This is a genomic window from Mucilaginibacter sp. SG538B (assembly GCF_013376065.1).
Lineage (GTDB): Bacteria > Bacteroidota > Bacteroidia > Sphingobacteriales > Sphingobacteriaceae > Mucilaginibacter > Mucilaginibacter rubeus.
In genome coordinates this window covers 775712-802077 of record NZ_JABMJI010000001.1, presented here as the reverse complement: position 1 = coordinate 802077, position 26366 = coordinate 775712, and the positions used below count along the sequence as shown (strand labels likewise).

Here is a 26366-nt window from a genome sequence, read left to right as displayed (position 1 = left end):
GTTACCTACCCAGCAAAATTAATTATGTGCTAACTCATCGGTGTTTCTTGCAGGCGGCTCTGTATTAAGCAGGTGCTTTACAAAAAAGTCGCGTTTCTTTTTACGGCCGTAAGGGCCGCCATCGCTATGACCCATGCCCGGCACCACCAGCAGGTCGAACATTTTATTGTTTTTGATCAACGCATCCGCAAAACGGAAGGTTGACTCAGGCGGAACATTATTATCAGCTTCACCTACTATCAGCATCAAATCGCCCTGCAATTTACCGGCGTTAGTGATGTTTGATTGCTGCTCATAATGCGGCCCAACAGGGTAGCCCATCCACTGCTCGTTCCACCATTGTTTATCTATTCGATTATCATGACAGCCACAGGCAGATACCGCAGCTTTATAAAATTCAGGGTGGAACAGCAATGCCCCTGCCGAATTTTGCCCGCCTGCAGATGTGCCGTAAACGCCTATCCTGCTGATATCAACCTGCGGATATTTAGCAGCAAGCGCCTGCATCCATAAAATACGGTCGGCGAAACCGGCATCAGCGAGGTTATGCCAGCATACATCATGAAAAGCCTTTGAGCGGTTGGCCGTACCCATGCCATCCATTTGTACCACAATAAAACCCAGTTGGGCTATGCTTTGCATCTCATTCACAGCGGAAAAACTTTTAGGCACAAATGAGTCCTGCGGGCCGGCATAAATATTTTCAATTACCGGGTAGCTTTTATTGGGATCCATATTGGCCGGACGATATACCACGCCCCAGATATCGGTTTTGCCATCCCTCGCCTTGGCGACAAACACTTCAGGAAGTTTAACACCTGTGGCCAAAAGACCGGTCAAATCGGCATGTTCAAGCTCCATAACCGTTTTCAGGTCGGCTGTGTTTTTTATTACAATGCGGGGAGCTATATTAACTTCCGAATACGTATCGATGTAATATTTTCTATCGGGCGAAAAGCTTAGGCTATGGTTGCCTTTTTCGGGCGTAAGGTCAACAAGATTTTTACCATCAAAGCCAATACGGTAATAGTGCATGAAGTAAGGGTCTTCACCGGTATTTTTACCGCTTCCTTTAAACCAGATCTGCCTTTTCTTAACATCAACGCTATCAATATCGCGTATTACCCAATCGCCTTTGGTCACCAATTTTTCTTTACCACTCAATTCATCAACCAGGTAAATATGACGCCATCCATCTTTCTCGGTGATCCACACTATCTCATGCGTTTTGGAGGCGTAATAAGTAAAGATTCTTTGCTCGTAAATAAAAGTGTTTGTTTTTTCATCAATGATGTTTCGGGTTTTATCGGTGGTAACATCTACCTCAATAACCCTGAAACGCTGGTGGCCCCGATCTGCTTTTTCATAGGTAAAATAACGGCTGTCGCCATCGTGCCAATGCAATCGCGGCGCACCAAAAAAGTCGATCTTTTCAGCATCGGTTTTTATCGCGCTTTTATCAGCGATGTTAAATATATATTGCTGATACGAGGTAAATTCATCGCCCGGCTGATCATACTCATGTGATTTCAATACCGCCCGCGTGGTACCGGGTACCGAACTAAGCAAGTAATAAACTTCTTTTGTTTTCTTAGGGTCAATGCGATAACCAACAATGTGCTTACTATCCGGCGACCATGTAAGCTCGCCGTAAGGTTTATCTAAATTACCATCGGTGGTTAACTTGATCTCCGTTGAGTTTTTTAACGATTTAATGATGATGTTTCCGCCTTTTACAAAAGCAGCCCATTGTTTGTCGGGCGATACAGAATCGGCGCTAACACCTTCCCAACGGTAATGGCGTTCCTGTAGTGGTTTCTCGTTATCATAACTTTGATGTACCGTATCGATAGTTTTAATGCATTGCAATGTGCCCAAATCACACTTGAGCCAGGTACCGCCTGTTTTAAATGTTGCCTGCTTTTTATCGGCACTAAAAAACATATCTTCAATACGGAAGCCGCCATCTTTCACAGGTTTGCCTGTTGCTTTGCTTACCTCATTACTTAACTGACTGCTTTCAAAAATGGTTTTCTTTGTTCCCTTTTCAGGATCAACCAAAATATAAGCTGTTTGGTTGTTAGCAGTTTTTTTACCGTACCAGAATTCATTCCCCCCAGCCTGCCAGTTGGGCCTGACGCCGGTGATAATCGGAATCTTCTTTAAGGCTGAATCAAGGGCATCGGCTGTTTTATAATTTTGCAGCACTTCTGCGTGAGTGGGGTAATACGGAGTAGCTTTTTGCTGGGCCTTGGCTGATTGACCTGCAGCTGCTAAAAAAACTGTTAACAGTAAATATTGGTGGTATCTTGTCATAAGTTATAGTGTTGCGTAAAGTTACCTAACACCACCAGTTTATATTTACATAAATTAACACATCATAGCAGGCATTTAACAAATCGGCCCGCATCTTTTTGATACGGGCCGACTTGCCTGGCAAATGTCTTATGAAATTTCACGCAAGTCCAAGCGTGCTTCGCTTGAATTATAAAATCAGGAAGTGTCTACGCCAGAGCGGCAAGGCAGTCGAGGGGGTTAACAGGGTTAACAGAAATTCAATTTTTAATATATAAACAACTAATAATCAATTAATTAAACAAGATACAGGGTTACGTATGAATCCACTATTCAGTTAAAGCTAAGTGGCCGTTAGCTCAAGAAATTAAACGAACAAAGGATTTAAAAAATCATCTCTTTAGAACAATAACCCATGATTGGACGCGAGTAAAGAATTAAACGCCGTATCGACTCACCCTGACTTCGCTGCGCTCGTCACCCCTCTCTACGCAAGCGTAAAGAGGGGGTTTTACTCTTCTTTCCTTTACCCTCTTTCCGCCAAAGGCGAAGAGAGGGTTGGTCCAGCATAGCGCAGACCGGGTGAGTCAACTATGCGCCATATCACTCTTATTTATCCGCTATCCTCTCAAAGCCTCAATCTCCTGACGAGTTTTAGGCAAATATTTACCTAATAACTGGCTACCTGTATCGGTTATTAAAAAGTTATCCTCGATACGGATGCCGCCGAAATCACGATAGGTATTCAACACATCGTAATTAATAAACTCAGCGAATTTCTTTTCGGCCTGCCAGCGGTCTATCAGTTCCGGAATAATATAGATACCCGGCTCAACAGTAAGCACATAACCAGCTTCCAGTTCGCGGCCTAACCTCAATGATTTTAGACCGAAGACAGCAGTTTCTTTTTTCAAGGCATCGGTATAGCCAACATATTGCTCACCTAAATCTTCCATATCATGGGTATCCATGCCCAGCATGTGGCCTAAGCCGCATTGAAAAAACATGGCGTGTGCTCCGGCTGCAACCGCCTCGGCCGGGTCACCTTTCATCAGGTTTACCGCTTTCAGGCCTTCGGCCAGTTTCTGGCAGGCTTGCAGGTGTACATCTTTGTAGCGTACGCCGGGTTTCAGCATACTAATAGCATGATCCATCGAGTTCAAAACCACATCATACAACTCCCTTTGACGGGTGCTAAACTGCTTGCCTACCGGGAAGGTACGGGTCAAATCACCGCCGTAGTGCATGGCGTTTTCGGCGCCGATATCGCTCAGTACCATATCGCCCTCTTCCAGGATATTGCCGTAATAGCGCGTGTGCAGTGTTTGACCATGTTTGGTGATGATTGCCGGATAACCTAAGCGCGAATCATTGGCAATGGCCACTTCATGCGCTTTGGCTACCAGTTCGTATTCCCTGATACCCGGACGGGCATATTTCATTACCGCCAGTTCCATATCAACGCTTATGGATACGGCTTTCTCTATCTCGGCAACCTCCAACGGAGTTTTGATAACCCTTTGGGCTATAACCGCTTTTACCAGTTGCAATGAAACGCCACCAGCCACATCTTCCAGACTGGTGTTTAACCAATCGGCCAGTTTGATTTTATTTTCGGGGCGATAAGGCGGCAGGATATGAACCTGGCGGCTACCGGTTACCGCCTTGTGGATATAATGCTTTACATCGGCATAAGGCCTTGTTTGCGAAACGCCAACCAGCTCGGCCATCTCACTTACAGATGGTAAGGTGCCTGTCCAAACGATATCATCAATGGTAAGGTCGTTTCCAAATATCACTTCCTCACCGGTATCGGTGTCAATGATAGCTGCCAAACCTGCTACATCAAGTCCGAAATAATATAAAAAACTGCTATCCTGCCTAAACAGGTAGCTATTGTCTTTATAGTTCATGCTGCTATCCTCGTTCCCTAACAAAACGATGATACCGTTGGCGCCCATACTCTGTTTTAAAACATTGCGGCGCTGTACGTAAACCTGCTGATCAAAAAGTTGAAGTTTCATAATGCAAAATTAAACATGCCGGCTCTGTTGAGGAACCGGCATGTGCAAGTATAATTTATATTTGATTATCTGATGATGATTAACGGCTCACTATTTCTTCCATTCGCCGTCAAACAAACGCCAAATATTTGCTGGATTGGCCTGTTGCAAAGCTAAAGGCAACAAAGCATCCGGGCAGTTTTGGTAGCAAACCGGGCGTACCCAGCGTTTAGCTGCATTAACACCTACCGCTGTAAAACGACTATCGGTAGTGGCCGGAAACGGGCCGCCATGCACCATACTGGCACAAACCTCAACACCAGTCGGCACACCGTTGAACAATACCCTGCCTGCTATGGTCGGCAATAATTGCAACAGGTTGGAATGGCCCGCAAAATCCTCGTCGGTACCCATTACTGTAGTAGTGAGTTGTCCCGATACCGATTTTAAAACTTTGATTAGTTCCTGCTCGTCTTTACAGCTTACCATTAATGAGTATGGGCCAAACACCTCTTCATGTAACAGGTGGTTTTCAAGGAAAGTTTCGGCACTTACCAGGGCGATGGTTGGTTGAGCTTCAATGTCAACAGCTTCGGTAGCTGATTTAACAACGCTGCTTACGCCACTTTGCTCCAAAGCTGCGTGGCTCTTTTTTTCATAAGCCGAATGGATGCCGGCATGCAACATTTTGGCCGGTTTAATAGCTTCAATACCATTACCCAAAAGTTTATAGAAATTATCAAGGCCTTCACCTTCAATAGCAAGCATTAAGCCCGGATTGGTACAAAACTGACCAACACCTAAAGTAATGGAACCTGCATATTGTGCAGCCAGGTCGGCTGCGTTTTTGTTTAAAGTATCCGGTAAAAATATAACCGGGTTGATACTGCCCATTTCTGAAAATACAGGGATAGGCTTTTTACGCTCAGACGAATATTGCAGCAGGGCTAAACCGCCAACAGTTGAACCGGTGAAGCCAACTGCAGCGGTATCATCTGCCTGAACCAATGCTTTACCGCTTTCAAAGGATGTACCATGTACATGTTGAAAAACATGCTCAGGCATATTGCTACTTACAATAGCTTTTTTGATAGCCTGATAAACCATTTCAGAAGTTTCGGCATGGGCAGGGTGTGCTTTTACTACTACCGAACAGCCTGCACCCAAAGCACTTGCAGTATCGCCACCTGCGGTTGAATACGCAAATGGGAAATTGCTTGCGCCAAAAACAACTACCGGCCCCAGTGGAACAAGCATTTTGCGGAGATCCGGGCGAGGTAACGGTTTCCTGTCGGGCAAAGCGGTATCGATACTGGCCTCAACCCAGCTGCCTTCGCGCAGCATCCCTGCAAACATGCGCAGCTGACCGGTGGTACGGGCACGCTCGCCGGTTAAACGGGGTAAAGGAAGGTTAGTTTCTTCAGCTGCTTTATGCAACAGGGCATCGCCTACTGCTTCTATTTCATCAGCAATAGCTTCTAAAAACAGGGCCTTTTGTTCGGCGCTTGTTTTTTGGTAAGCCTCAAACGCGCTTTGCGATTGCTGCATAATGATATTTATTTCTTCGGTGCTTTCCTCTTTAAAGTTGTTAGCCATAGCAGATATTTTGATAAAAAATGAACGGCTTACGCCATTAATATGCAAGAGCAAATATATTTAACCTTTTATGATACGCACTGAAGATTCCTAACCAGTTATAGCAGGATTTTATCTTATTTAAACAGCGCAATCTTAAAACAGATTAAAAAACGGTCAAGATATCTTATACCCAACAGGCAAATAACAGTCTTGTTTACATCAATTTATAAAACCTTACCCCATGCGGCGGGATGTTACAGGAAACCGAAGAGGCATTTTTTGCCAGATCTTTTTGCTGCCAGATATCACGTACTGTTTTGGCCTTACCCAGTTTTATACTTTTAAACTGCAGATTATACTTCGCGTATTTTTCACCAAGATTAAAAATCCCTATCGCTTTACTGCCACCTGCCAATTGTTTAACCCAAACCTGGATTTGCTTATCATTGATCATCCGCTCGGCCTGCTTGCCTGCTACATCCTGATCAATCGCAATTACTTCACGGTTTTTTAACAGGTTGAGGGTAAAATCATCAAGCTTATCCATATCACAACCGATAAGCAGCGGGGCCGATAAAAGGCTCCATAAGCTCATATGTGTGTATTGCTCATAAAGCGTTAGATTGGTTTGGTGAAGATTTTCGCCCCAGCCTACCCTGCCTAAAATAAGCATATCCGGGTCGTTCCAGCCTCCGGGGCCGGCATAGGCGGCATTATTGGTTTGGCTGAAACCGATCCCATACAAACTTTCCCAGGTATCGGTTATATCTTCGGTTGTGCGCCACAGGTTACCATTCATTTTTGCGCCCCACTTCCAAACATCTTTGATACCGTACTGGCAAATGCTGTAAATAATATCCCGTGGTTGCTTTGCCAGTTCATAGCGCATGACCATGTATGGCTTTTGCTGGGCGAACAGCGTTGTGTCGCCTGCCGTTTGGTCGGAATAGCTGCACAGGTCGTACTTCAAATAATCAACGCCCCAGTTAAAATAGGTAGCTGCATCCTGCCCTTCATGCCCTAACGAGCCCAGGTATCCGCCACAGGTCTTAGCCCCCGGCGATGAATAAATACCAAACTTTAATCCTTGCTGATGCAGGTGCGCACCAAGGGCTTTCATGTCCGGAAACTTTTCGTTCGCTGCTATTTCTCCATCTTGTTGCCTTGCGGGTGCCTGCCAGCCATCATCCACGTTAATATAATTCCAGCCGTAATCGGTGAGGCCTTTATCAACCATGGCTTTGGCCGAAAGCCTTACTTTTTCGTCGCTTACGTTTAATCCCCAGCAATTCCAACTGTTCCAGCCCATGGGCGGCGTAAGCGCTAATAGCTTACCCGACTTAATGGTAAGGACTCTTTCATCTTTTCCTAAAGTATTACTAACGGAAACAGATATTTTGTAATCTCCCGCTTTAGGAGCTTCCCCTGTTATAATGCCTGTTTTATGATCAAGGACTAAACCATCTGGCAAATTCTTAACCGCATATTTCAGCGGCTTTTGCCCGCTTGCTGCAATTTTGTAAAGTACAGGTGAACCGGGATGAACTCCTAAAACCACTGCTCCGTTGATCATCGGTTTAAACGATGCTTTAGGAGTAAGCAAATACGGCGCTATCTCCGAAAATGATTTGGTCTCGCCCGATGCTGTTTCGGTAAATTCGTAAAGCAGTTTAATGCCTTCCCGGTGCGGGAAGGTAAGCGTATAAGTTTCTTTGCCCAGGGATGGAAGGTTAGCAGCGATTGTTTTTTCGGCGATTGTCTTTTCGGTCACTTCGTCAACTATCCTGTAATGAAACTTACCACTGATATTACTTTTAAAGCTATTGCCTACAGTTAATTTCCGGACAGACTGCGCGTTGGATAGAAAGCTGATATCGGTTTGGGTAAAAACGATGCCGTCAAATTTCTCCAACATATCAATATAAGGGCTTCCCATAAAAATACCGCCCGAGCCACCGCCATCATACACTTTTATGGCGATGATATTTTCCGCGTCCCATTTAATGGCCGGATCATTTGCGGCTACGCAATAATTGCGCACGGCAGGCCATTTGCTTATATAACCTGCCCTATCTTCAGGAAAAGCGCCTGTTTTACCGATGAGTTTGCCGTTAAAATAAGTTTCATCAACGTCATTAACATGTGCAAGAAATACCCGCAAGCTATCGCCCCAAACTGCTTGCTTTTTTAATGACGATGGAATAAGTACATGGATGCGGTACCAGGCAAAGCCATGATAATCCGGGTAGCCCTGCTCCTGCCATACATCGCCAACTTTGATGCTTTTCCACTGCGTATCGTTGAAAGCTGCGTCTTTCCAGGCAGCATCATTCCCGGTAGAGAATTTTGCAGTGCTCAGCTTTATAAAATTTTCGTTTTGAGCGAAAGCTGCTATGGCGATAGTCATAAGCCATAGCAGCAATAAGATCTTTTTCATGAATTGAGATAATGGAATGTCCCCGGTCTATAAACTTTCAACCGGGAGTTCAGCAACCTTGCGTTGCTTGCTGCCGCCTATCAGGTAATATACCGGGATGCCTGTTAAAGTAATGATCAAACCTGGGTAAGTATAAGCAGGTTTATATTTAATAAGTAACAGACAAAAAGCAATGCCCATAATGATATAAATAACCGGCAGTACCGGGTAACCAAAGGCTTTATAAGGTCGCTCGGCATTGGGCATTTTTTTGCGGAGGATAAAGATCCCGATGATGGTAAGCACATAAAAAACTACTACCACAAACGAGATCATATCCAGTAGATCGCCATATTTACCACTCAGGCTCCAAAGACATGCAAACACACATTGCAACCACAAACCAAAACCCGGTACCGAATTTTTATTCAGCGTTCCTACTTTTTTAAAGAAGAGCCTGTCTTTAGCCATCGAATAATAAACCCTCGCACCCGACATGATAAGCCCGTTATTACAGCCAAAGGTTGATACCATGATGAGCAAAGCAATGATCACCGTGCCCGAACTGCCAAAAATATGCTGTGATGCAACTACACCCACCCTATCTTTATCGGCACTGGCAATATCATGCAGGGAAAGTACGCCGGTATACATTACATTGGTTAATATGTAAATCACCGTCACGATCAAGGTACCCAGCGCCAGACTTAAACCGATATTCCTTTTAGGGTTTTTAATCTCACCGGCAATAAAAGTTACGTTATTCCAGGAATCGCTGCTGAATATGGAGCCAACCATAGCCGATGCTATCGCGCCTAAAGCCGCAATAGTAGTATAAGATGCTATCGTACCATCACTGCTGAGATGGTGCATACTCCAGGCGTTTTTCCAATTCTCATTCCATACCGAAGTTTTTAAAGCAAATAAGCCAAAAACAATTAAACCCAGCAAGCTCAGCAGCTTGGCCATGGTGAAAATAGTCTGCACAATTTTGCCGCTGTTTACGCCGCGTGTGTTGATGTAAGTTAAAAACACGATCACCAAAATTGAAAGCAGTTGCGCCGGCGATATGGTAACGAAACCCAGATCAATAGCAACAAGGCTTTCACTTAATTGGGGGATGAGGTAAGCTGTAAACTTAGCGAAGGCCACGCCCACGGCCGCTATGGTAGCCGTTTGTATTACTGTAAAAAAGCTCCATCCGTATAAAAAGCCCACCAAAGGACTGTAAGCTTCCTTCAGGTAAACATATTGGCCTCCCGCCCTTGGAAACATGGCGCTCAGTTCGCCATAACTTAAGGCAGCAGTAAGGGTCATAAAACCGGTGATTAGCCACACAAACAGCAGCCAGCCTGCGCTGCCCACATTGCGGGTAATATCCGCGCTCACAATAAAAATACCGGAGCCAATCATACTGCCCGCCACCAGCATGGTGGCATCCATCAACCGCAACGAAGGCTTAAAAGAAGTGCTGTTCTCCATAAAAATGTTTTATATAAAAGCTTAAAGCAGATAGCTTTGCTTTTCAGTGCTATTTAATATTAGATTTTATTTAGTGCCATATTAATCATGTAATGACGGATAGTCATTAGTCGAAAGTCTTAAGTTCTAAGTCAAAAAGGATGAACTTAACTTTTCACTTAAGACTTAGTACTATTAACTTAACAACAGTTACTTACTCCCGAAATCATAGAACTTCCAGCTTGTTATAAAATCTTTAGTTAATGCCTGATTGGTTAACGTTGCCCTAAGCATTTCAACCGGGATCAGGTTTTCTTTGATGGCGGCATCGTGGAATTGCTTATAGGTCATTTTTCCACTGTCAACCAGTTCTTTCCTCAATTCTGTCAACTGCAAACCACCTAACAGGTATGCCACCTGGTAAAGCGGACTATAGCCTCCCTCAAATGAGCGTCTAACTTCACCCTCGGCGTTGGCTTTTTCATGACCTACACGGTCAACCAAAAAGTCGATACATTGCTGTGGAGTCCAGTTACCTAAATGATAGTTAAGTGAAAATATGATGCGGGCGCAACGGTGCATACGCCAGAACAGCATACCTACACGTTCTTCAGGTGTTTTGGCAAAGCCTTTATCGTAGAGTAAAAGTTCCCAGTACAAAGCCCAGCCTTCAACCGCGAATGGGGTACCGAAATCCTGACGATAAGCTTTGTAACGGCTGTTCATAAAATATTGCAGGTTATGACCGGGAATCAATTCGTGCTGCACCGTCCCCCTTGAAAAGTAAGGGTTGTTGCCGCGCATGCTCATCAGTCGGTCTTCATACTGCATGGTATTGGTTGGGTACGAGATGCTGATTTCCTTGCCACCGGTAAAAAATGGGTTAACCAATTGCCTTTGCGGCGACATCATTACCATGCCCCAGGTTTCCTCGGCCAGTGGCGGTATCGTGATCAGGTCGCGCTCTTTGATAAAGCTTAGCGCATCGTTATATAATTTAACAATCAGTTCGGGCTGATGACCTACCGGCACGTAGCTGTTTTTTACTTTCTCCAACGCTTTTTTCCAGTCGCTGCCAAAACCCATTTCCTGCGATGCCTTCAGCATTTCCTTATCGCACCAGGCAAACTCTTTGTTGGCAAGCTTGATAAGCTCTTCGGGCGTGTAAGGGATCATTTCGGCTTGCAGCTGATTGATCAACTCTTCCCTGCCGATGGGCACACCTTTTATACCGCTGCTATCGCTTTTCTGGCTGGTGTTCAACTTTCCTTTGCTTATAGCCAGCTCACTGTACCTGTTCAGCGCATTATCAAGGGCTTTATAAGGTTCAGGTACCCACCAGGTAAATGAAGGGTCGTATTTATTATAGAACCCAAAAAAGTCCTTTAAACGACCTTTTAAACCAACTAATGCAGCTTTGGTAACTTTTGCTACAGGCATATCTACCGACGGAAGCTTACGATATGCCGTCGTATCTGCTTTAAGTTCTTTCAGGATCTTGTTCAGGTCGCCAGCAACTTTTTCGCCATCAACAAACGTTCCGCGGCGGCGCTTTTGTTCAAGCGCGTAAATCTCATCGGCAAATGAAATGTATTTAGCAGCCTGGCTATACAGGCCTTCTTCTTTCTTCAGATCTTTCAGATCAAAGTTGATGCGTTTCTTCAACAGGATATAATCAACCTTGCCGTAAATACTCAGGGCATTAAAGTCGGTTTGCTCCAGCTGTTTCAGATAATCATTGTCAACCTCAATTAATCTTTTACGTTGTTCTGGCGAGTTAATGACATCCTGTTTGTATTGTTCTTCGGCACGATCATTAACGTTATACGGCGAATAAAAGTCATGGATAGCGTTCATATCCTGCCCGTATCTGATAGTGGTACCCGCTACTTCGCTGCTTTGCTCATACAAATTGCCGGCAGGAGCGGTCTGCGCTTTAACGGTTAGGGTACCAATAGTAAGGGCGTAAAGAGCCAAACCTTTTATGGTTGTTTTAGTATTAATTAGCACGATATATTTTGGTTTGAGGTAAGAAAATTAAAGTAGCTATTAGCTTGCAGCCCTGTTCAGGCTTATCAGATTGTTGTTGTATGAGTCGAGATAGCCACGTGGCGAATTACCTATTACGCATTTGAATACCCGGTTAAAGTTAGTAATACTCTTGAAACCGCACTTGTAAGCTACGGTGTTAATACTTTCAAATTTATGGGCAATCAATTTTTTGCAGGCCTCGTTGATCCTGATCTCGTTCAGGAACGAAATAAAAGTATGACCGGTATGCTTTTTGAAATATCTGCAAAACGACTCCGGCGTCATATAGGCCACCTTAGCAACGTCCTCAAGCGTAATAGGCTCACTATAGTGCTGCATAATGTAATTATAGATATTACCAATCCTGATCCCTTCATTTTCGGTTATCCCCGGCAGGTTGCCATAGGTTGATAAAGGATCCAATTTGCTTTTGATATTGGTAAGCCCTTTAAGCAGATGAAAAAACTGGATCAACTGGTCGGGGCCGGAAGCTTTTTGCAATGCGATCATGATCTGCGATATTTTGTCAACAACAGAATGCGGTAATTTAAAACCCTGTTGATGCTGCTGCATAAATATGAGGCTCGGTTTAAGCTCAGGTAAATTAAACAGCGGTGCCAAAGCCCCTTCCGGGTTAAAAAATATTGTAAGCGCCTCTATCTGCTTGTTGGCATTGGGCGCAAAATATTCGGGGTTACTTTTAAACACATGCGGCAGGTTGGCGCCTATTAAAAACAAATCGCCTGCAGAGTAATCATGCATATTATTTCCTGCAATCAAAGTCCCCTCACCCTGCTGGATCCAGGTAAGCTGAATTTCTTTATGACGATGCAGGTATGGGTAATGATAAGGCAAACAAACCTTTTCTGCAATCACACTTTTATCGTGCGGAACCGGGATAGTAAATTGTAAAACTTTCATCTGCTACTTGATTATCACTTGTTGAATTTACAATTACTTAACTTAATTTGCCAACAATTGAAGTTAAAAGGATAAAATACGGGCAATATTTGATAATTTATGGTTGATACAGGTGCCTAAATTGACCGAAAAACCCTTCTTTATCCAACAAACATGAAGTAAATTAAATGTTATATAAACAATTAAAATCAAAATTATAGGCACCACAGCCACTATTTGGCCGAATAAAATATTTTTAATTGTACAGAATACAACTATTGTATATTTTACACTTACCATGCATTTTACGCAGAAAACCCATTTTCAACCTGTTTTTTATGATGCAGGTAATAAAACAAACTCCTGTTAACGCAAAAAAACCGTTCATCAGGGGTGAATGAGCGGTTCCGTTTTCCGGCATGCCGGAAGGGTAGTCAATTGTTTAAATTAAGATCTTTCAGGAGCAAATTCTTTAATATCAATAGAGGTTGGTTTGCCCGATATAATTTCACTTGCCAACAAACCGGTTGCTGCGCCCAGACTAAGCCCCATCATACCATGACCGGTAGCCACGGTAAGGTTGCTATATTGTTTGCTCCTGCCGATGTATGGCAATCCGTCTGCAGATGAAGGCCGGAAGCCGAACCAGATATCCTTTTGTTCAGGAACAGCAGGTTTTAAACCCGGGAAGTATTTTGGCACGGATTCTACAATACCTTTTACACGGTTCATGTTGATACGATCGTTGATCTTGTCAAGCTCCATAGTACCACCATAGCGTAAACCACCATTCATTGGCGTAATGGCAACCCTTGCTTCGGCCAGCAATGCAGGGATGTGCATGGTGTCGCTATCATCTTTTACATTGAATGAATATCCTTTACCCGGCATCAGCAAGATTTTTAAACCTAACAATCTGCCAATAGCCGGCGACCATGAACCACCAGCAATAATGTATTCATCAGCAGTAAACTCTTCATTGCCTGCCAATACCCTGCTCACTTTACCGCCTTTAGTTTCAATTTTTGTAACCTCTTTATTGGTAAGCAATTTTACACCGGCAGCTTTCAGGTACCTGATCAATGCGGCCATCAGCTTATTTGGCGAAAGGTGTGCATCGCAACGGTAATGTACCGCGCCCAACACGTCAAGCTCAAGCTTTGGCTGTAGCCTTTTACAATCATCAACACTAAGCACCGCCATATCCAAACCTAATTCCCTGCCTTTTTCGGCCATGTGCGCCTCTTCTTCGCCTGCCTTTTCGGTTTTGTAAAACATCAGGATACCTTTTTCAACCAGGTCAAAATCAAAGCCTGGCTCTTTGCTCAGATCTTCATAAAGCTTTTTACTGAGCAGGGAAAGCTCCGTTAAAGGAACAGCCGATTTTTCAACGTGCGCGGCATTCGCTTTCTTTAAAAATTTTAGTCCCCATGAAATCAGTTCGGGGTTTAAGGATGGCTTTACGTAAAACGGGCTTTTGCTGTTAAACATCCATTTAATCCCCTGCGAAACCATCCCCGGCGTTGCCAGCGGGATAAAATGGCTTGGCACTATCATGCCCGCATTGCCATATGAGCAGCTATCGGTCATATCACCTTTATCCAGCACAGTAACCTCATGCCCGGCTTTTTGTAAATAATAAGCCGAACTAAGCCCTACTATCCCACCTCCTATTATCAGCACTTTTGCCATTTTTATTTTAAGCTGAAAGCTTAGGGCGGAAAGCCGAAAGCTTGTTAATAATTCTTTTTTAAACGTCCCATCAGGGTCTCTCGCAGAGGACCCTGATGCATACGCCATGCAGATTCGCCGTTCCGAGCATTTATTAGATATTTAGAATGCGGAAACCTCAGGGCCCTCTACGAGAGACCCTGAGGGAACATGAACCTTTTATTTACTACTTCAAATTACCTGGAAACCGTGAGCATATGGATCATCATCGTCTATCTTGATGGTGTTGTAACCGTAAACTTTAGCCCAACCCTCAACGCTTGGAATAATGGCGTCGATATCATTGATCTTAACCAGATCCTCAACCCTGCCTGTAAATTTACTGCCGATGATACTTTCGTGAACAAAAGACTCACCCACTTTCAACTTACCTTTGGCAAACCACTGCGCCATACGGGCCGAAGTACCGGTTCCGCAAGGCGACCTGTCGATAGCTTTATCACCGTAAAACACGGCGTTACGTGCAGTAGCATCTTCAGATAGTGTAGCACCCGCCCAAAGGATATGTGTACAGGTATTAATTGTAGGATCCTGTGGGTGTACAAACTGGTACTTTTCGTTAATCCGTTTGCGCAACACCTGGCTCCAGGCTATCAGCTGACCTGCTGTGTAATTCTCTATCCCCTTAAAATTAGGCTGAGGATCAACAATGGCGTAATAGTTACCGCCATATGAAACGTCGATAGTAAGTGTGCCAAGGTCAGGACATTCAACCTCTAAATCAGTCGCGGCAAGATATGCGGCAACATTCCTTAACTTTACAGAGGTTACTTTTTTGCCCTCCTGTTTATACTCGATCAATACAAGACCGGCAGGAGCTTCCATGCGCACAATACCCGGAGTTTTAGGCTGGATCAACCCTTCCTCAATGGCTATTGTTATGGTGCCGATGGTTCCATGACCGCACATGGGTAAACAACCGCTGGTTTCGATAAACAAAACAGCAACATCGTTTTCCGGGTCATGTGGTGGATACAGGATACTTCCCGACATCATATCATGACCGCGGGGTTCAAACATCAGGCCGGTCCTGATCCAATCATACTCTTTTAAAAAGTGCTGACGTTTCTGGCTCATGTTGTCGCCTTTAAGCGCAGGACCACCGCCTGCAACCAGCCTTACCGGATTGCCGCAGGTATGGGCATCAACACAAAAGAAAGTTTTACTTGCCATATGTTATTATAACGCTACCTCAGTCAATTTACCCCAGCTGCCTACAGGCAATTCTGGCCTTGCAACAAGCGCGTCGTTTATGATTTTCTGAACTTTTTCGCGCTCAGCACCAATTAATGGTAAGCGTGGCGCACGTACATTTTCGGTACCTATACCGGTTGCAACCTCAGCCAGTTTAATGTATTGTACCAATTTAGGATGGATATCCAGCTCAAGTACCGGCAAAAACCAACGGTAAATAGCCAAAGCCTCGTCGTAACGTTTTGCTTTAACCAAACGGTAAATAGCCACGGTTTCTTTAGGGAAGGCATCAACCAAACCGGCAACCCAGCCATCTGCACCCATCACAAGGCTTTCCATAGCCAGCGGATCAACACCGGTAAAGATCTTGAACCTTTCACCAAAACGGTTGATCATGCGGGTAACGTTTGATATATCACGGGTTGATTCTTTTACTGCCTGGATATTATCATAAGCAGCAAGCTGTTCAAACATATCTAAAGTAACCTCAACCTTATAATCAACAGGGTTATTGTAGATCATGATTGGCAATTCGGTACTTTTTGCAATAGTAGTAAGGTAAGCCACCGTTTCGCGGGCTTCACTATTATAACGCATTGGCGGCAATAACATCAGGCCATCCGCACCTTTATCAAACGCTTTTTGTGCATATGCAACAGCAGCTTTGGTAGTTTGCTCGGCAATGTTCAGTACAACAGGTACTTTTCCTTTTACAAACTCAACAGTATGGGTAAGCAGCGCGAATTTTTCATCATCGCTTAAAACGCTTGCTTCGCCTAATGAGCCGCCTAATATAAATCCGTCAACACCGGCCTCAAGCTGGGCATTCAGGTTTATATCAAAAGCTTCAAAATCAAGTTCGTCATTATCTGTAAATTTAGTAGTTACTGCAGGGAGTACGCCTTTCCAATCAAAAGTTATCATTGTATATTATTTTTCACAAAACTAAAAATAGTATTAAATATGTTTATTTAACAATTTAGCAGACACTAACCGTATTTTAACCTATAATGTTACTTACCGGCAATGCGCCTGCTAAATAACGCCTATTGCGCATCCCACCAAACCCTGTCGGTAAGCTTAGCGTTTTGCTGCGGCTGCGGGTTTGAAGTCATTTCCGACTGAGGATACAACACCCTGCGCGGAATATCCGACAGCGCATTCTTAACCTTGGTTAATGCAGGGAAGCCTGTACGCCTCCAATCGGTATAGTTCTCCATCGACAGGAAATTAGCAACAACCTTTTCCTCAATAATAAGCTTCATGGCGTTGGCGCTGGTAAGCGTTCCCCTTGAAGTTAAATAATTATCCGCAACGGCATCAGCAATACCCAATTTTGACATATGCGATTTAACAGCCAGCATATATACCGGCTGCGCAGCAGTAGCCCCGGATATTATAAACGTAGCTTCGGCTTTTAAAAATAGCGCTTCCGAATAAGTAACAATATAGTTATTTGAGCTCGTACTTGCATAAAAAATGCCTCCTAATGAGTACGACTCTAAGCTGCCAATGTCGTCCGAGCCGATCACCCGTCCGGTATACAACCCGGTTTCAATTGCAGGCGCTACCATTTTTGATTTGCGCGGGTCTTTCCTGGCTTCAAAACCGTCAACAAATGTTGATGCCAATACCAGCGTTGAACCAGGCAAAAAGTTTTGCTGCCATGGGTTTTCGGCTCCGGCCCCGCCGGCGAAAGGCATTTTCATATCATCGTCATTACTTGCCATGCCATTTTGAAGGGCAGTGAGTGCCAACTGCGCCTGTGCTGCTGCCGTATGACCGGGTGCTTTAGTAAGGTGCATGTAATAACGTGCCTTTAGCGTATAAGCCGCCTTTTTCCATTTGCCCATATCACCGGTATAATAGAAATCATCGCCCGATGGCACCGTGATGCTATTTTTGGCAATATCGGCAATGGCATTATCAAGCAGGGTTTGTATTTGCCCATAAACAGATTCCTGGCTGTCATAGGTTGGTGTAACGTTGGCGATACCCTGAAAACCTTTTGAAAAGGGAACATCGCCCCAAACATCAGTAGCCGAGCCAAGTGTATAAGCCAGCAAGATCTTTGATATGGCTGCGTAATTCGCATTACCATCGGCCTCGGCTTTTTTATTTAGCAGAACCAGGTTGTTCATTACCTGCGTATAAAAGTTATACCAATCGGTATCCATATCCTGGTGGTACATGAGGTATGTGCCAAAATTTGGTGGCACCTGGTTTAAGGCTATGACCTGCAGGTATTGCTGTAACACTATCGGAAGGTTACCGCCGGCAGTGATATTTTGTGATATGGCAGCTTCAACCGGGGCCAGGATCAGTGATTCTTTAACATCTATAGGTCTGTTGGGATCGTGATTTACATCAATGTATTTTTTACAGCCCGTAAAGCTTACCAACGCGCATGTTATTAACGTGATATATTTATTTTTCATGACAATTTCTTATTAGTGATTTAAATTATAGGGTAACTTTCAAGCTAAAATCAACTGATTTTGAGGTTGGGGTTGAGAATGAATAGATCCCCTGTGAACCATTTGATGAACCAAATGAGCTAACTTCCGGGTCGCCGCCGGTAAAGTGCGGTGCATGGATCCATAGGTTGCGGCCCGTTACACTAAATGTTGCCGATTTGAAAGGACTTTTGCTTAACCATGATGGTTTTAACGTGTAACCCAAACTCACATTACGCAGTTTAACATAGCTGCCATCCTGGATAACAGACTCCAGTACACCGTTTGCGCGCTGATAATACGCCTGACCGTTAACTGCTACTGTGTTTGGTTGCCCGGTAGTTGCATTTACACCATCAACTACTCTTAAACCACGGTTTTCAGTAACTTTTGGCGTGCCATAGAAATAGCCATAACCATCAACATTATTTTGGATATCGCCACCACGTTTGATATCAAAGAAGAAACTGAAGTTGAATTGTTTATACCTAAAGTTGTTATTGATACCACCAAGCCAGTTAGGGTTAATATTGCCTACTATGCCCTGATTATCATCTGCATATGGCAAACCCGAATCGTCAATCAATAACTTACCCGCGGCGTTACGGGCGTAACGGGTGCCATAAATAACACCATAGGGCTGCCCAACTATCACATTAGTGAAGCCATTGCTAATCAATGACAGGTCTTTATAAATAGATAACACCTTATTCCTGTTACGAGTAAAATTTAAAGTAAGGTCCCAGTTAAAATCGCGGCTTTTTATTGGGTTTACATTTAACAATACTTCAATACCCCTGTTACGCATTACTGCAGAGTTTACACTAGTTGCAGAATACCCTGTTGAGGGCGGAAGCGCCACAGTAGGTATGATACCACCATTTGTTTTTTTATTGTAGAATGAAGCCTCAAGACTGATCCTGTTATTAAAGAAACCCGCCTCAAACCCTGCTTCAAACTCGTTGATACGCTCGTTTTTAAGATTAGGATTGCCCAGTACATCGTTGATTAAAAAACCAGCCTGCTGGTTATAAGGGAAAGAGAGGTTCCGGATAGTTGCTTTGTTATAAGGCGTTAACAAACCATACGCGCCAATGTTGCCGTCATTACCCACAGTACCATATGAAACCCTTACCTTACCCAGGTTCATGACCTTTGAAAATTCGGGGCTAAAAAACTCCGAGAATATGAAGCTACCGGCGGCAGAACCATATGGATAAAAGCTGTGGTCTATCGAAAGTACAGAGTTACCATCGTACCGTCCGGTTAATGACAATAGCAGGAAGCGTTTATATTCGATATTTGATTGCAGATAGAAACCCACTTTGCGCTGCAATGATGAGCCTTCACTATAATTAACTGTTGATGCGGAAGCCATATTATACAAACCGGGTACAGTTAAGCCAACACCATTTGCGTATGTACTTTCACCATAGGTAGAGATCAGGTTATTACCCAGCACAACATCTACATTGAAATTGCCAAACTGCTTGTTAGCACTGATTAATAAATCATTATTGTACTGGCGGTAAGTAAGGTTCTGATCAACCAACCTGCCGTTGGGGTTCGACACCGACTGGGTTGATTCATGGTACCTGTCCATTTCACTATAAACATCGGCGCCAAACCTTTCAGTAATAGTTAACCATGAAAACGGTTTATAATCGGCAGTAAAAGTTGGTAAAAACCTGTTAACACCAGAGTGATTTGTGATGTTATCCAATACCCAATAAGGGTTGTTTCTGGAGAAACGATACAACCGCTGTGTACCATCCGGATTTAAATAAGGCTGCAGGTTGTATGAAACCGGCGCTGTAAAAATTGTCCAAACCGGGCTTTCCAGCGCATAACCTTCCGGCAACCTGTCATTTTGTGAATTGGAGTAATTTAGCTGAAATGTAGTAGTCAGGTTTTTAAGCACTTGTGCACTGTATTTAGCGAAGAATGTATTACGCAAAAATTTAGTTGTTGGCACGGTACCTTGCTGGTTAAAATTAGAGTACGAAACCAGGTAAGTAGAATTGTTACCGCCACCGCCGATGTTAACAGTATTATTATACGTGTGGCCGGTTTTAAAAAACAGATCAGACTGGTTATAAACTTTCGCGGGTTGCCCATTTATTTTCAGGGTGTCCATGCGCGCACCCCATGATGTACTTGTTTTTTGATTTACACCATCATAATAAATACCGTTTGTACCTTGCGAATACTTATTTTGAATTTGAGGCAACAACGGGTTTTCAAAAGAAAAGTCGGACGAAAAAGTGATAAGCGGCTTTTGATTCAAAGCGCCGTTTTTAGTGGTAATAATAACAACACCATTCGCACCCTTTGAACCATAAAGGGCCGTTGCTGCAGCACCTTTCAACACGTTCATACTGGCAATAATAGAGGGATCAATATCAGCCAGTCTATTTGTGCCCGGACCGGAGTTAAGGTTACCTGTTTCAGCATTATCAACAGGAACCCCGTCAATAACCATTAGGGGTCCATTTTCGCCATAAAATGAAGTTGCGCCTCTGATCACGATCCTTGCGGAGCTACCCGGCGTACCCGATGAGCTTGTAACCTGCACGCCTGATACCTTACCGGCAAGAGCATTTACCAGGTTGGGCTCTTTTGATTGCACAATCGATTCGGCTTTTACCTCCTGGGAGCTGTAAGTTAAGATCCTTTTGTCGCGTTTTATCCCCAGAGCGGTAACAACAACTTCGTTCAGCTGTTTATTATCCTCAGCTAAAGCTACATTAACCTGAGCTTGTCCTGTTAACTTAATTTCCTGGGTTGCAAAACCAATAGCGGTTACCATAAGTGTACCCTGTCCGGTATAGTTAAGGCTAAACATACCACTACCGTTGGTAACAGAGCCGGCGCTTGTATTTTTTATTTTAACGGAAGCGCCAACTATGGGCTCGCCCTTCTCGTCGGTTACCTTTCCTTTTAATGTTACTGTTTGCGCGTAGGTGCTGTAACAAAACACAAACACACTTAGTAAAGGCAAAATGAACCTCTTTAGTAATTGTTTAAACTTCATAAATTAAATTTTGGGGTTAAAAACTATATATTACATGCTGTATTTCAGACACGTAAAACTATCTGCGAGCCGCCCCTTGTTTTTTTATGAAATTTGCCAATACTGCCCGTATCTTAACATTACTGTTACAATAGCATTAATTTGATATTATATTTATATAAAAACCAGTTAAAACGTTAATATATTGATAGTTAATTCGCAATATCGTTAATAAACTCACTGTAAATAACCTGCACGTTAAAAAAACGGATAAAATCCTGCTATCAACTGCAAAATATTATTCAAAATAATTGTGCAAAGCACACTAATTTAGTTGAAAGTTATTCTTACCGTTACACAAACATATCATGCTAATAAAAAAGTGGTTTAAATTGAACTTATGCCTCGTAGCCTGCTTAGCAGGGGCACAAACTATCCAGGCACAATCCTACGTACCCGAATTGAACGATACCCGGGTAAAGATAAAACCGGTAGTTCCGGTTAAAGCCTATTCTTTTAATTTAAAGGACGTTCAATTATTGGAAAGCCCTTTTAAAACGGCAATGGATGCTGATGTTAAATATCTGCTATCTATAGAGCCTGACAGATTACTTTCGGCTTTCCGTTCACACTCGGGCCTTAAACCTAAAGGTAAGATGTATGAAGGCTGGGAGTCATCAGGTTTGGCAGGGCATACATTAGGACATTACCTGTCGGCCATTTCCATGCACTACGCATCAACCCGCGACCCTGAATTTTTAAAGCGCGTAAATTATATAGTCAAAGAACTTGCCGAATGCCAGGTAGCCCGTAAAACAGGTTACGTGGGCGCAATCCCCAAAGAAGACACCATCTGGGCCGAGGTTGCCAAAGGCGAGATCCGCTCCCGTGGCTTCGATTTAAACGGTGGCTGGTCGCCATGGTATACTGTGCATAAAATTATGGCCGGTTTACTTGATGCCTATTTATATTGCAATAATGCCGAAGCCTTAAAAGTATGCAAAGGTATGGCCAACTGGACAGGGGAAACCATCAAAACCCTTGATGACGAAAAGCTTCAAAAGATGTTATTGTGCGAATACGGAGGTATGGCCGAAACGCTTGCTAACCTGTATGCTGTTACTGGTGATAAAAAATACCTCGAACTGTCATATAAGTTTTATGATAAAAAGATTCTCGATCCGCTATCACAAAAACAGGATATACTGCCCGGCAAACATTCCAACACCCAGATCCCTAAGATAATAGCCAGTGCACGCAGATATGAGCTTACCGGCGATAAAAAAGATAAGGCCATAGCCGATTTTTTTTGGGAAACCATTGTTAACCACCATTCCTATGCAACAGGAGGTAACAGCAATTATGAATACCTAAGCGACGCAGACAAGCTTAATGATAAACTAACAGAAAACACTACTGAAACCTGCAATACCTACAACATGCTGAAATTAACCCGGCATTTGTTTGCGGTTGAGCCTTCGGCCATGCTGATGGATTACTACGAGAAAGCGCTATATAACCACATCCTCTCCTCGCAAAACCACACTGATGGAATGATGTGTTACTTTGTACCACTGCGTATGGGTGGCACCAAGCATTACAGCACTCCGTTTGATGATTTTACCTGCTGCGTTGGTTCGGGCATGGAAAACCATGTTAAATACAATGAAAGTATCTATTTTAAAGGTGCCGATGGCAGCTTATATGTAAACCTGTTTATCCCCTCAGTACTTAACTGGGCATCAAAAGGTTTATCGGTGAAGCAGCAAAGCAGTTTCCCTAATGATGATCATATTTCATTTACGGTAAACACTAAAAAGCCGCTTATGATGGCTATCCGCATCCGTAAACCAAAATGGACTGCCAACCCAACCATCAGCATTAACGGGAAAACTCAAAATGCTGCCACTGATGACCAGGGATATATTGTGCTAAACCGCAAATGGAGCAACAACGATAAAATTGAATTTACAACACCCGAAAAGCTTTATACCGAAGCCATGCCCGACAATGCCAACAGGCGCGCGGTATTTTACGGCCCGGTATTATTGGCTGGTGTTTTAGGCAATACAGAGCCCGATCCGTTGAAAGGTGTTCCGGTTTTTGTAACCAGCGAAACTGACCCTAACCAATGGCTGCAAATGGTTGACAAGAAACAATTGAGCTTCCGTACGGTGAATATTTCAAAACCTGAAGAAGTTACACTAATCCCTTTTAATCAAACCCAAAATCAATACTATTCTGTTTACTGGGACGTATTTACACCACAGGCCTGGATTGTGCAGCAAAAAGCGTATGACGAGCAAAGGAAAAAACAACAGGAGTTAGAAGCCCGCACCATGGACATTTTACGTGTAGGCGAAATGCAGCCCGAGCGCGATCATAACTTCAGCAGTGAAAACGCCACTACCGGCGAAGATCACCAAAAGAAATGGCGGTCGACAGAGAACGGAGGCTTTCTGCAATACGAAATGAAAGTTGACGCCAATGCACAAAATACGCTGATTAACAGCTACTGGGGCATGGACAACCGCGGCAGAAAATTTGATATCCTAATTGATGGCGTGAAATTGGCTTCTGAAGATTTGAACCAATATAAAGAGAGCCGTTTTTACGATATCAGCTACAACTTGCCTATTGAACTGACAAAAGGCAAACAAAAAGTAACTGTAAAACTGCTGCCGCAAAAAGAAAACAGTGCAGGCCCGGTTTACGGCAGCCGGATGGTTAAAAACTAATTTTAAAAGTAAAAGAACTTGAATATCATGATCAATAAACAAAAAGCCGCCGGTGTGCTTGCCCTTTCATGGGCAGCACTTACAAGCCCGGTATTGGCACAGCAAAAAGATTACCCCATCCAACCGGTTGCCTTTACCAGCGTACACGTGAACGACAACTTCTGGCAGCCCAAGATGGAAGTAAATGCCACCGTTACCATTCCGTATGTACTGGCGCAATGCAAAGCCAATGGGCGTATGGATAACTTTTTACGTGCGGCAAAAAAACTGGATGGTGACAAGTTAAGTGAATTTCCGTTTGATGATACAGACGTATATAAGGCCATTGAAGGTGCATCCTATTCTATGCAGAATAAAAGGAACCCGCAGCTTGATAAATCCATTGATAGCCTCATCTCCATTATCGGCGCGGCCCAGGAGCCGGATGGGTACCTGTATACTTTCAGGACAGTTAACGCTAAAAAGCCTCATGAGTGGATAGGTTCCAAACGCTGGGAAAAGGAAGAGGACCTTAGCCACGAACTATATAACGCGGGCCACCTTTACGAAGCCGCTGTAGCACATTACCAGGCAACCGGTAAACGCACACTGCTCAATATTGCCATAAAAAATGCTGACCTACTGGTTAAAACCTTCGGGCCGGGCAAAATTGAGGAGTATCCGGGGCATCAGATAGTGGAGATCGGTCTTTCAAAAATGTACCGGGTTACCGGCAACAAACAATACCTTGACCTGGCTAAATTCTTTTTAGATGTACGCGGACCAAAAGGAGATGCTTACAACCAGGCCGATAAAAAGGTAGTTGACCAGCATGAAGCCGAAGGGCACGCGGTACGGGCTGCTTACATGTACACCGGCATGGCCGATATTGCTGCATTGACAGGTAATACCAAATATTTGGCAGCCATAGATGATATCTGGAGCGATGTGGTAACCAAGAAATTATACATCACCGGCGGCATCGGTGCAACCGGGGCAGGTGAAGCTTTTGGCGAAGCATATCAATTGCCTAATATGTCGGCCTATGCAGAAACCTGTGCGGCCATTGGCAACGTTTACTGGAACAACAGGATGTTTTTGCTGCATGGCGATTCAAAATACATTGACGTACTGGAAAGAACCCTTTATAACGGTCTGTTGTCAGGCGTATCGCTAAGCGGTAACAGGTTCTTTTACCCCAACCCGCTGGCTTCTATGTTCCAGCATCAGCGCAGCGCATGGATCAGTTGTGCCTGCTGTATCAGCAACATGACCCGCTTTTTACCTTCATTACCGGGTTATGTGTATGCCAAAAACAAAAACGACCTGTACGTTAACCTGTTTATGAGCAACTCAAGTAACATCAAACTTGCTGAGGGTAATGTAAACATTGTACAGCAAACGGATTACCCATGGAAAGGTAGGGTTGACATTACCGTTAACCCCGATAAAGCCGGTGAATTTACATTAAGGGTGCGTATCCCGGGCTGGGCGAAGCAACAACCAGTACCGGGTGACCTGTATACCTTCATGGAAAAAAAGTCATTCCCGCTTACCCTGATGATCAACGGGCAGGCAAAATCATTTGAAACAGAAAAAGGCTACGCCATATTAAAACGCACCTGGAAAAAAGGCGATAAGGTTTCACTTTTATTACCGATGGAAACCGAAAAGGTATTGGCCAATCAACAGGTTAAAGACGACCGTGGCAGATTTGCTTTTGAGCGCGGCCCAATTGTTTATTGTCTTGAAGGCCCTGATAACAAGGACAGCCTGGTACAAAACATATTGATTGATAAAAATGCCATTGCCGATGCCAACTATCATGCCGACCTGCTCAATGGCGTCGATGTAATCAGTGCCGAAGGAAAAAGCGCCAAACGCCAACTAAAAACCGACAGCATTTTACAAACCGACCAAATGGTGAAGGCTATCCCCTACTATGCCTGGGCCAATCGCGGTCCGAGCGAAATGACCGTTTGGATCCCTTATGAAACTTCGGCAGTGCGGCCAAAACCGGCACCTACCATTGCCAGCACCAGCAAAGTAAGCGCGTCGTTAAAAAACGTAAGGATGTTTGCTGCAATAAAAGACCAGTATGAACCCGCCGATTCCAAAGATACCAACTACCCATACCTGCACTGGTGGCCTGCAAAAAACACCAATGAGTTTGTGCAGTATGATTTTGATACTGAACACACCGTTAGTGAATCAAAAGTTTACTGGTATGATGACGGCCCATGGGGTGGCTGCCGCATCCCGGTATCATACAAGATCCTGTATAAAAAAGACGGGCAGTGGGTTCCTGTAAAAAACACCACACCCTACGCCATAAGTAAAGATAGCTTTAACGTAGTTACTTTTGAGCCGGTTGCTACTACAGCCTTACGGATGGAAATTCAGTTGCCGGTTGACAATTCAACCGGGATCCATGAATGGGCGGTTAAATAACCTCATGTTATCCATAATAACAGTAAAGCCTTTCCGTTTATGCGAAAGGCTTTACTATTTTAATTACACCGCAACGGAATACTTTAAGTATAAAAAAGCCCATTTTACCTATAAACTTAT

General features: G+C 43.8%; 14 protein-coding genes. 2 read left to right on the top strand and 12 right to left on the bottom strand.

The features are described from left to right. Nucleotides 1-18: 18 nt before the first annotated feature. The 12 genes from FHW88_RS03050 to FHW88_RS02995 all read right to left on the bottom strand — a co-directional run bounded on the left by FHW88_RS03050 (nt 19) and on the right by FHW88_RS02995 (nt 21099). On the bottom strand, nt 19-2316 hold the full coding sequence (locus FHW88_RS03050; RefSeq protein ID WP_176623075.1) for a S9 family peptidase: 2298 nt from the start codon (nt 2314-2316) through the stop codon (nt 19-21). Between the two features lie 599 nt (nt 2317-2915). Next, on the bottom strand, nt 2916-4319 hold the full coding sequence (locus FHW88_RS03045) for an aminopeptidase P family protein (protein ID WP_176623073.1): 1404 nt from the start codon (nt 4317-4319) through the stop codon (nt 2916-2918). A 90-nt stretch (nt 4320-4409) separates the two neighbouring features. Next, on the bottom strand, nt 4410-5894 hold the full coding sequence (locus FHW88_RS03040) for an aldehyde dehydrogenase (NADP(+)) (RefSeq protein ID WP_176623071.1): 1485 nt from the start codon (nt 5892-5894) through the stop codon (nt 4410-4412). Nucleotides 5895-6090: 196 nt separating this feature from the next. Continuing rightward, nucleotides 6091-8313, bottom strand: a complete 2223-nt coding sequence (locus tag FHW88_RS03035) for a putative Ig domain-containing protein (protein WP_176623069.1) — start codon at nt 8311-8313, stop codon at nt 6091-6093. 27 nt (nt 8314-8340) lie between these two features. Further along, nucleotides 8341-9774, bottom strand: a complete 1434-nt coding sequence (locus tag FHW88_RS03030; protein ID WP_176623067.1) for an APC family permease — start codon at nt 9772-9774, stop codon at nt 8341-8343. Between the two features lie 189 nt (nt 9775-9963). Beyond that, entirely contained in the window at nt 9964-11763 is a 1800-nt protein-coding gene (locus tag FHW88_RS03025) for a DUF885 family protein (protein ID WP_317171308.1), read from the bottom strand. Between the two features lie 39 nt (nt 11764-11802). Next, complete coding sequence (locus FHW88_RS03020; RefSeq protein ID WP_176623065.1) at nt 11803-12705, bottom strand: AraC family transcriptional regulator; 903 nt, start codon at nt 12703-12705, stop codon at nt 11803-11805. Between the two features lie 426 nt (nt 12706-13131). Continuing rightward, nucleotides 13132-14484: an NAD(P)/FAD-dependent oxidoreductase gene (locus FHW88_RS03015; RefSeq protein ID WP_176623063.1), complete on the bottom strand. Its 1353-nt coding sequence runs from the start codon at nt 14482-14484 to the stop codon at nt 13132-13134. A 102-nt stretch (nt 14485-14586) separates the two neighbouring features. Further along, on the bottom strand, nt 14587-15588 hold the full coding sequence (locus FHW88_RS03010; protein ID WP_176623061.1) for a 4-hydroxyproline epimerase: 1002 nt from the start codon (nt 15586-15588) through the stop codon (nt 14587-14589). 6 nt (nt 15589-15594) lie between these two features. Continuing rightward, a complete protein-coding gene (locus FHW88_RS03005; RefSeq protein ID WP_176623059.1) occupies nt 15595-16533 on the bottom strand; it encodes a dihydrodipicolinate synthase family protein in 939 nt (312 codons plus the stop codon). 122 nt (nt 16534-16655) lie between these two features. Continuing rightward, entirely contained in the window at nt 16656-18047 is a 1392-nt protein-coding gene (locus tag FHW88_RS03000) for a SusD/RagB family nutrient-binding outer membrane lipoprotein (RefSeq protein WP_176623057.1), read from the bottom strand. A gap of 25 nt (nt 18048-18072) precedes the next feature. Then, nucleotides 18073-21099 (bottom strand): SusC/RagA family TonB-linked outer membrane protein, encoded by a 3027-nt coding sequence (locus FHW88_RS02995; RefSeq protein WP_176623055.1) that lies wholly within the window; start codon nt 21097-21099, stop codon nt 18073-18075. Nucleotides 21100-21446: 347 nt separating this feature from the next. On the opposite strand from FHW88_RS02995, the gene FHW88_RS02990 reads away from it, so the two are divergent. Beyond that, on the top strand, nt 21447-23816 hold the full coding sequence (locus FHW88_RS02990; protein ID WP_176623053.1) for a glycoside hydrolase family 127 protein: 2370 nt from the start codon (nt 21447-21449) through the stop codon (nt 23814-23816). 27 nt (nt 23817-23843) lie between these two features. Further along, a complete protein-coding gene (locus FHW88_RS02985; RefSeq protein WP_176623051.1) occupies nt 23844-26246 on the top strand; it encodes a glycoside hydrolase family 127 protein in 2403 nt (800 codons plus the stop codon). The last annotated feature ends 120 nt before the right edge of the window (nt 26247-26366 follow it).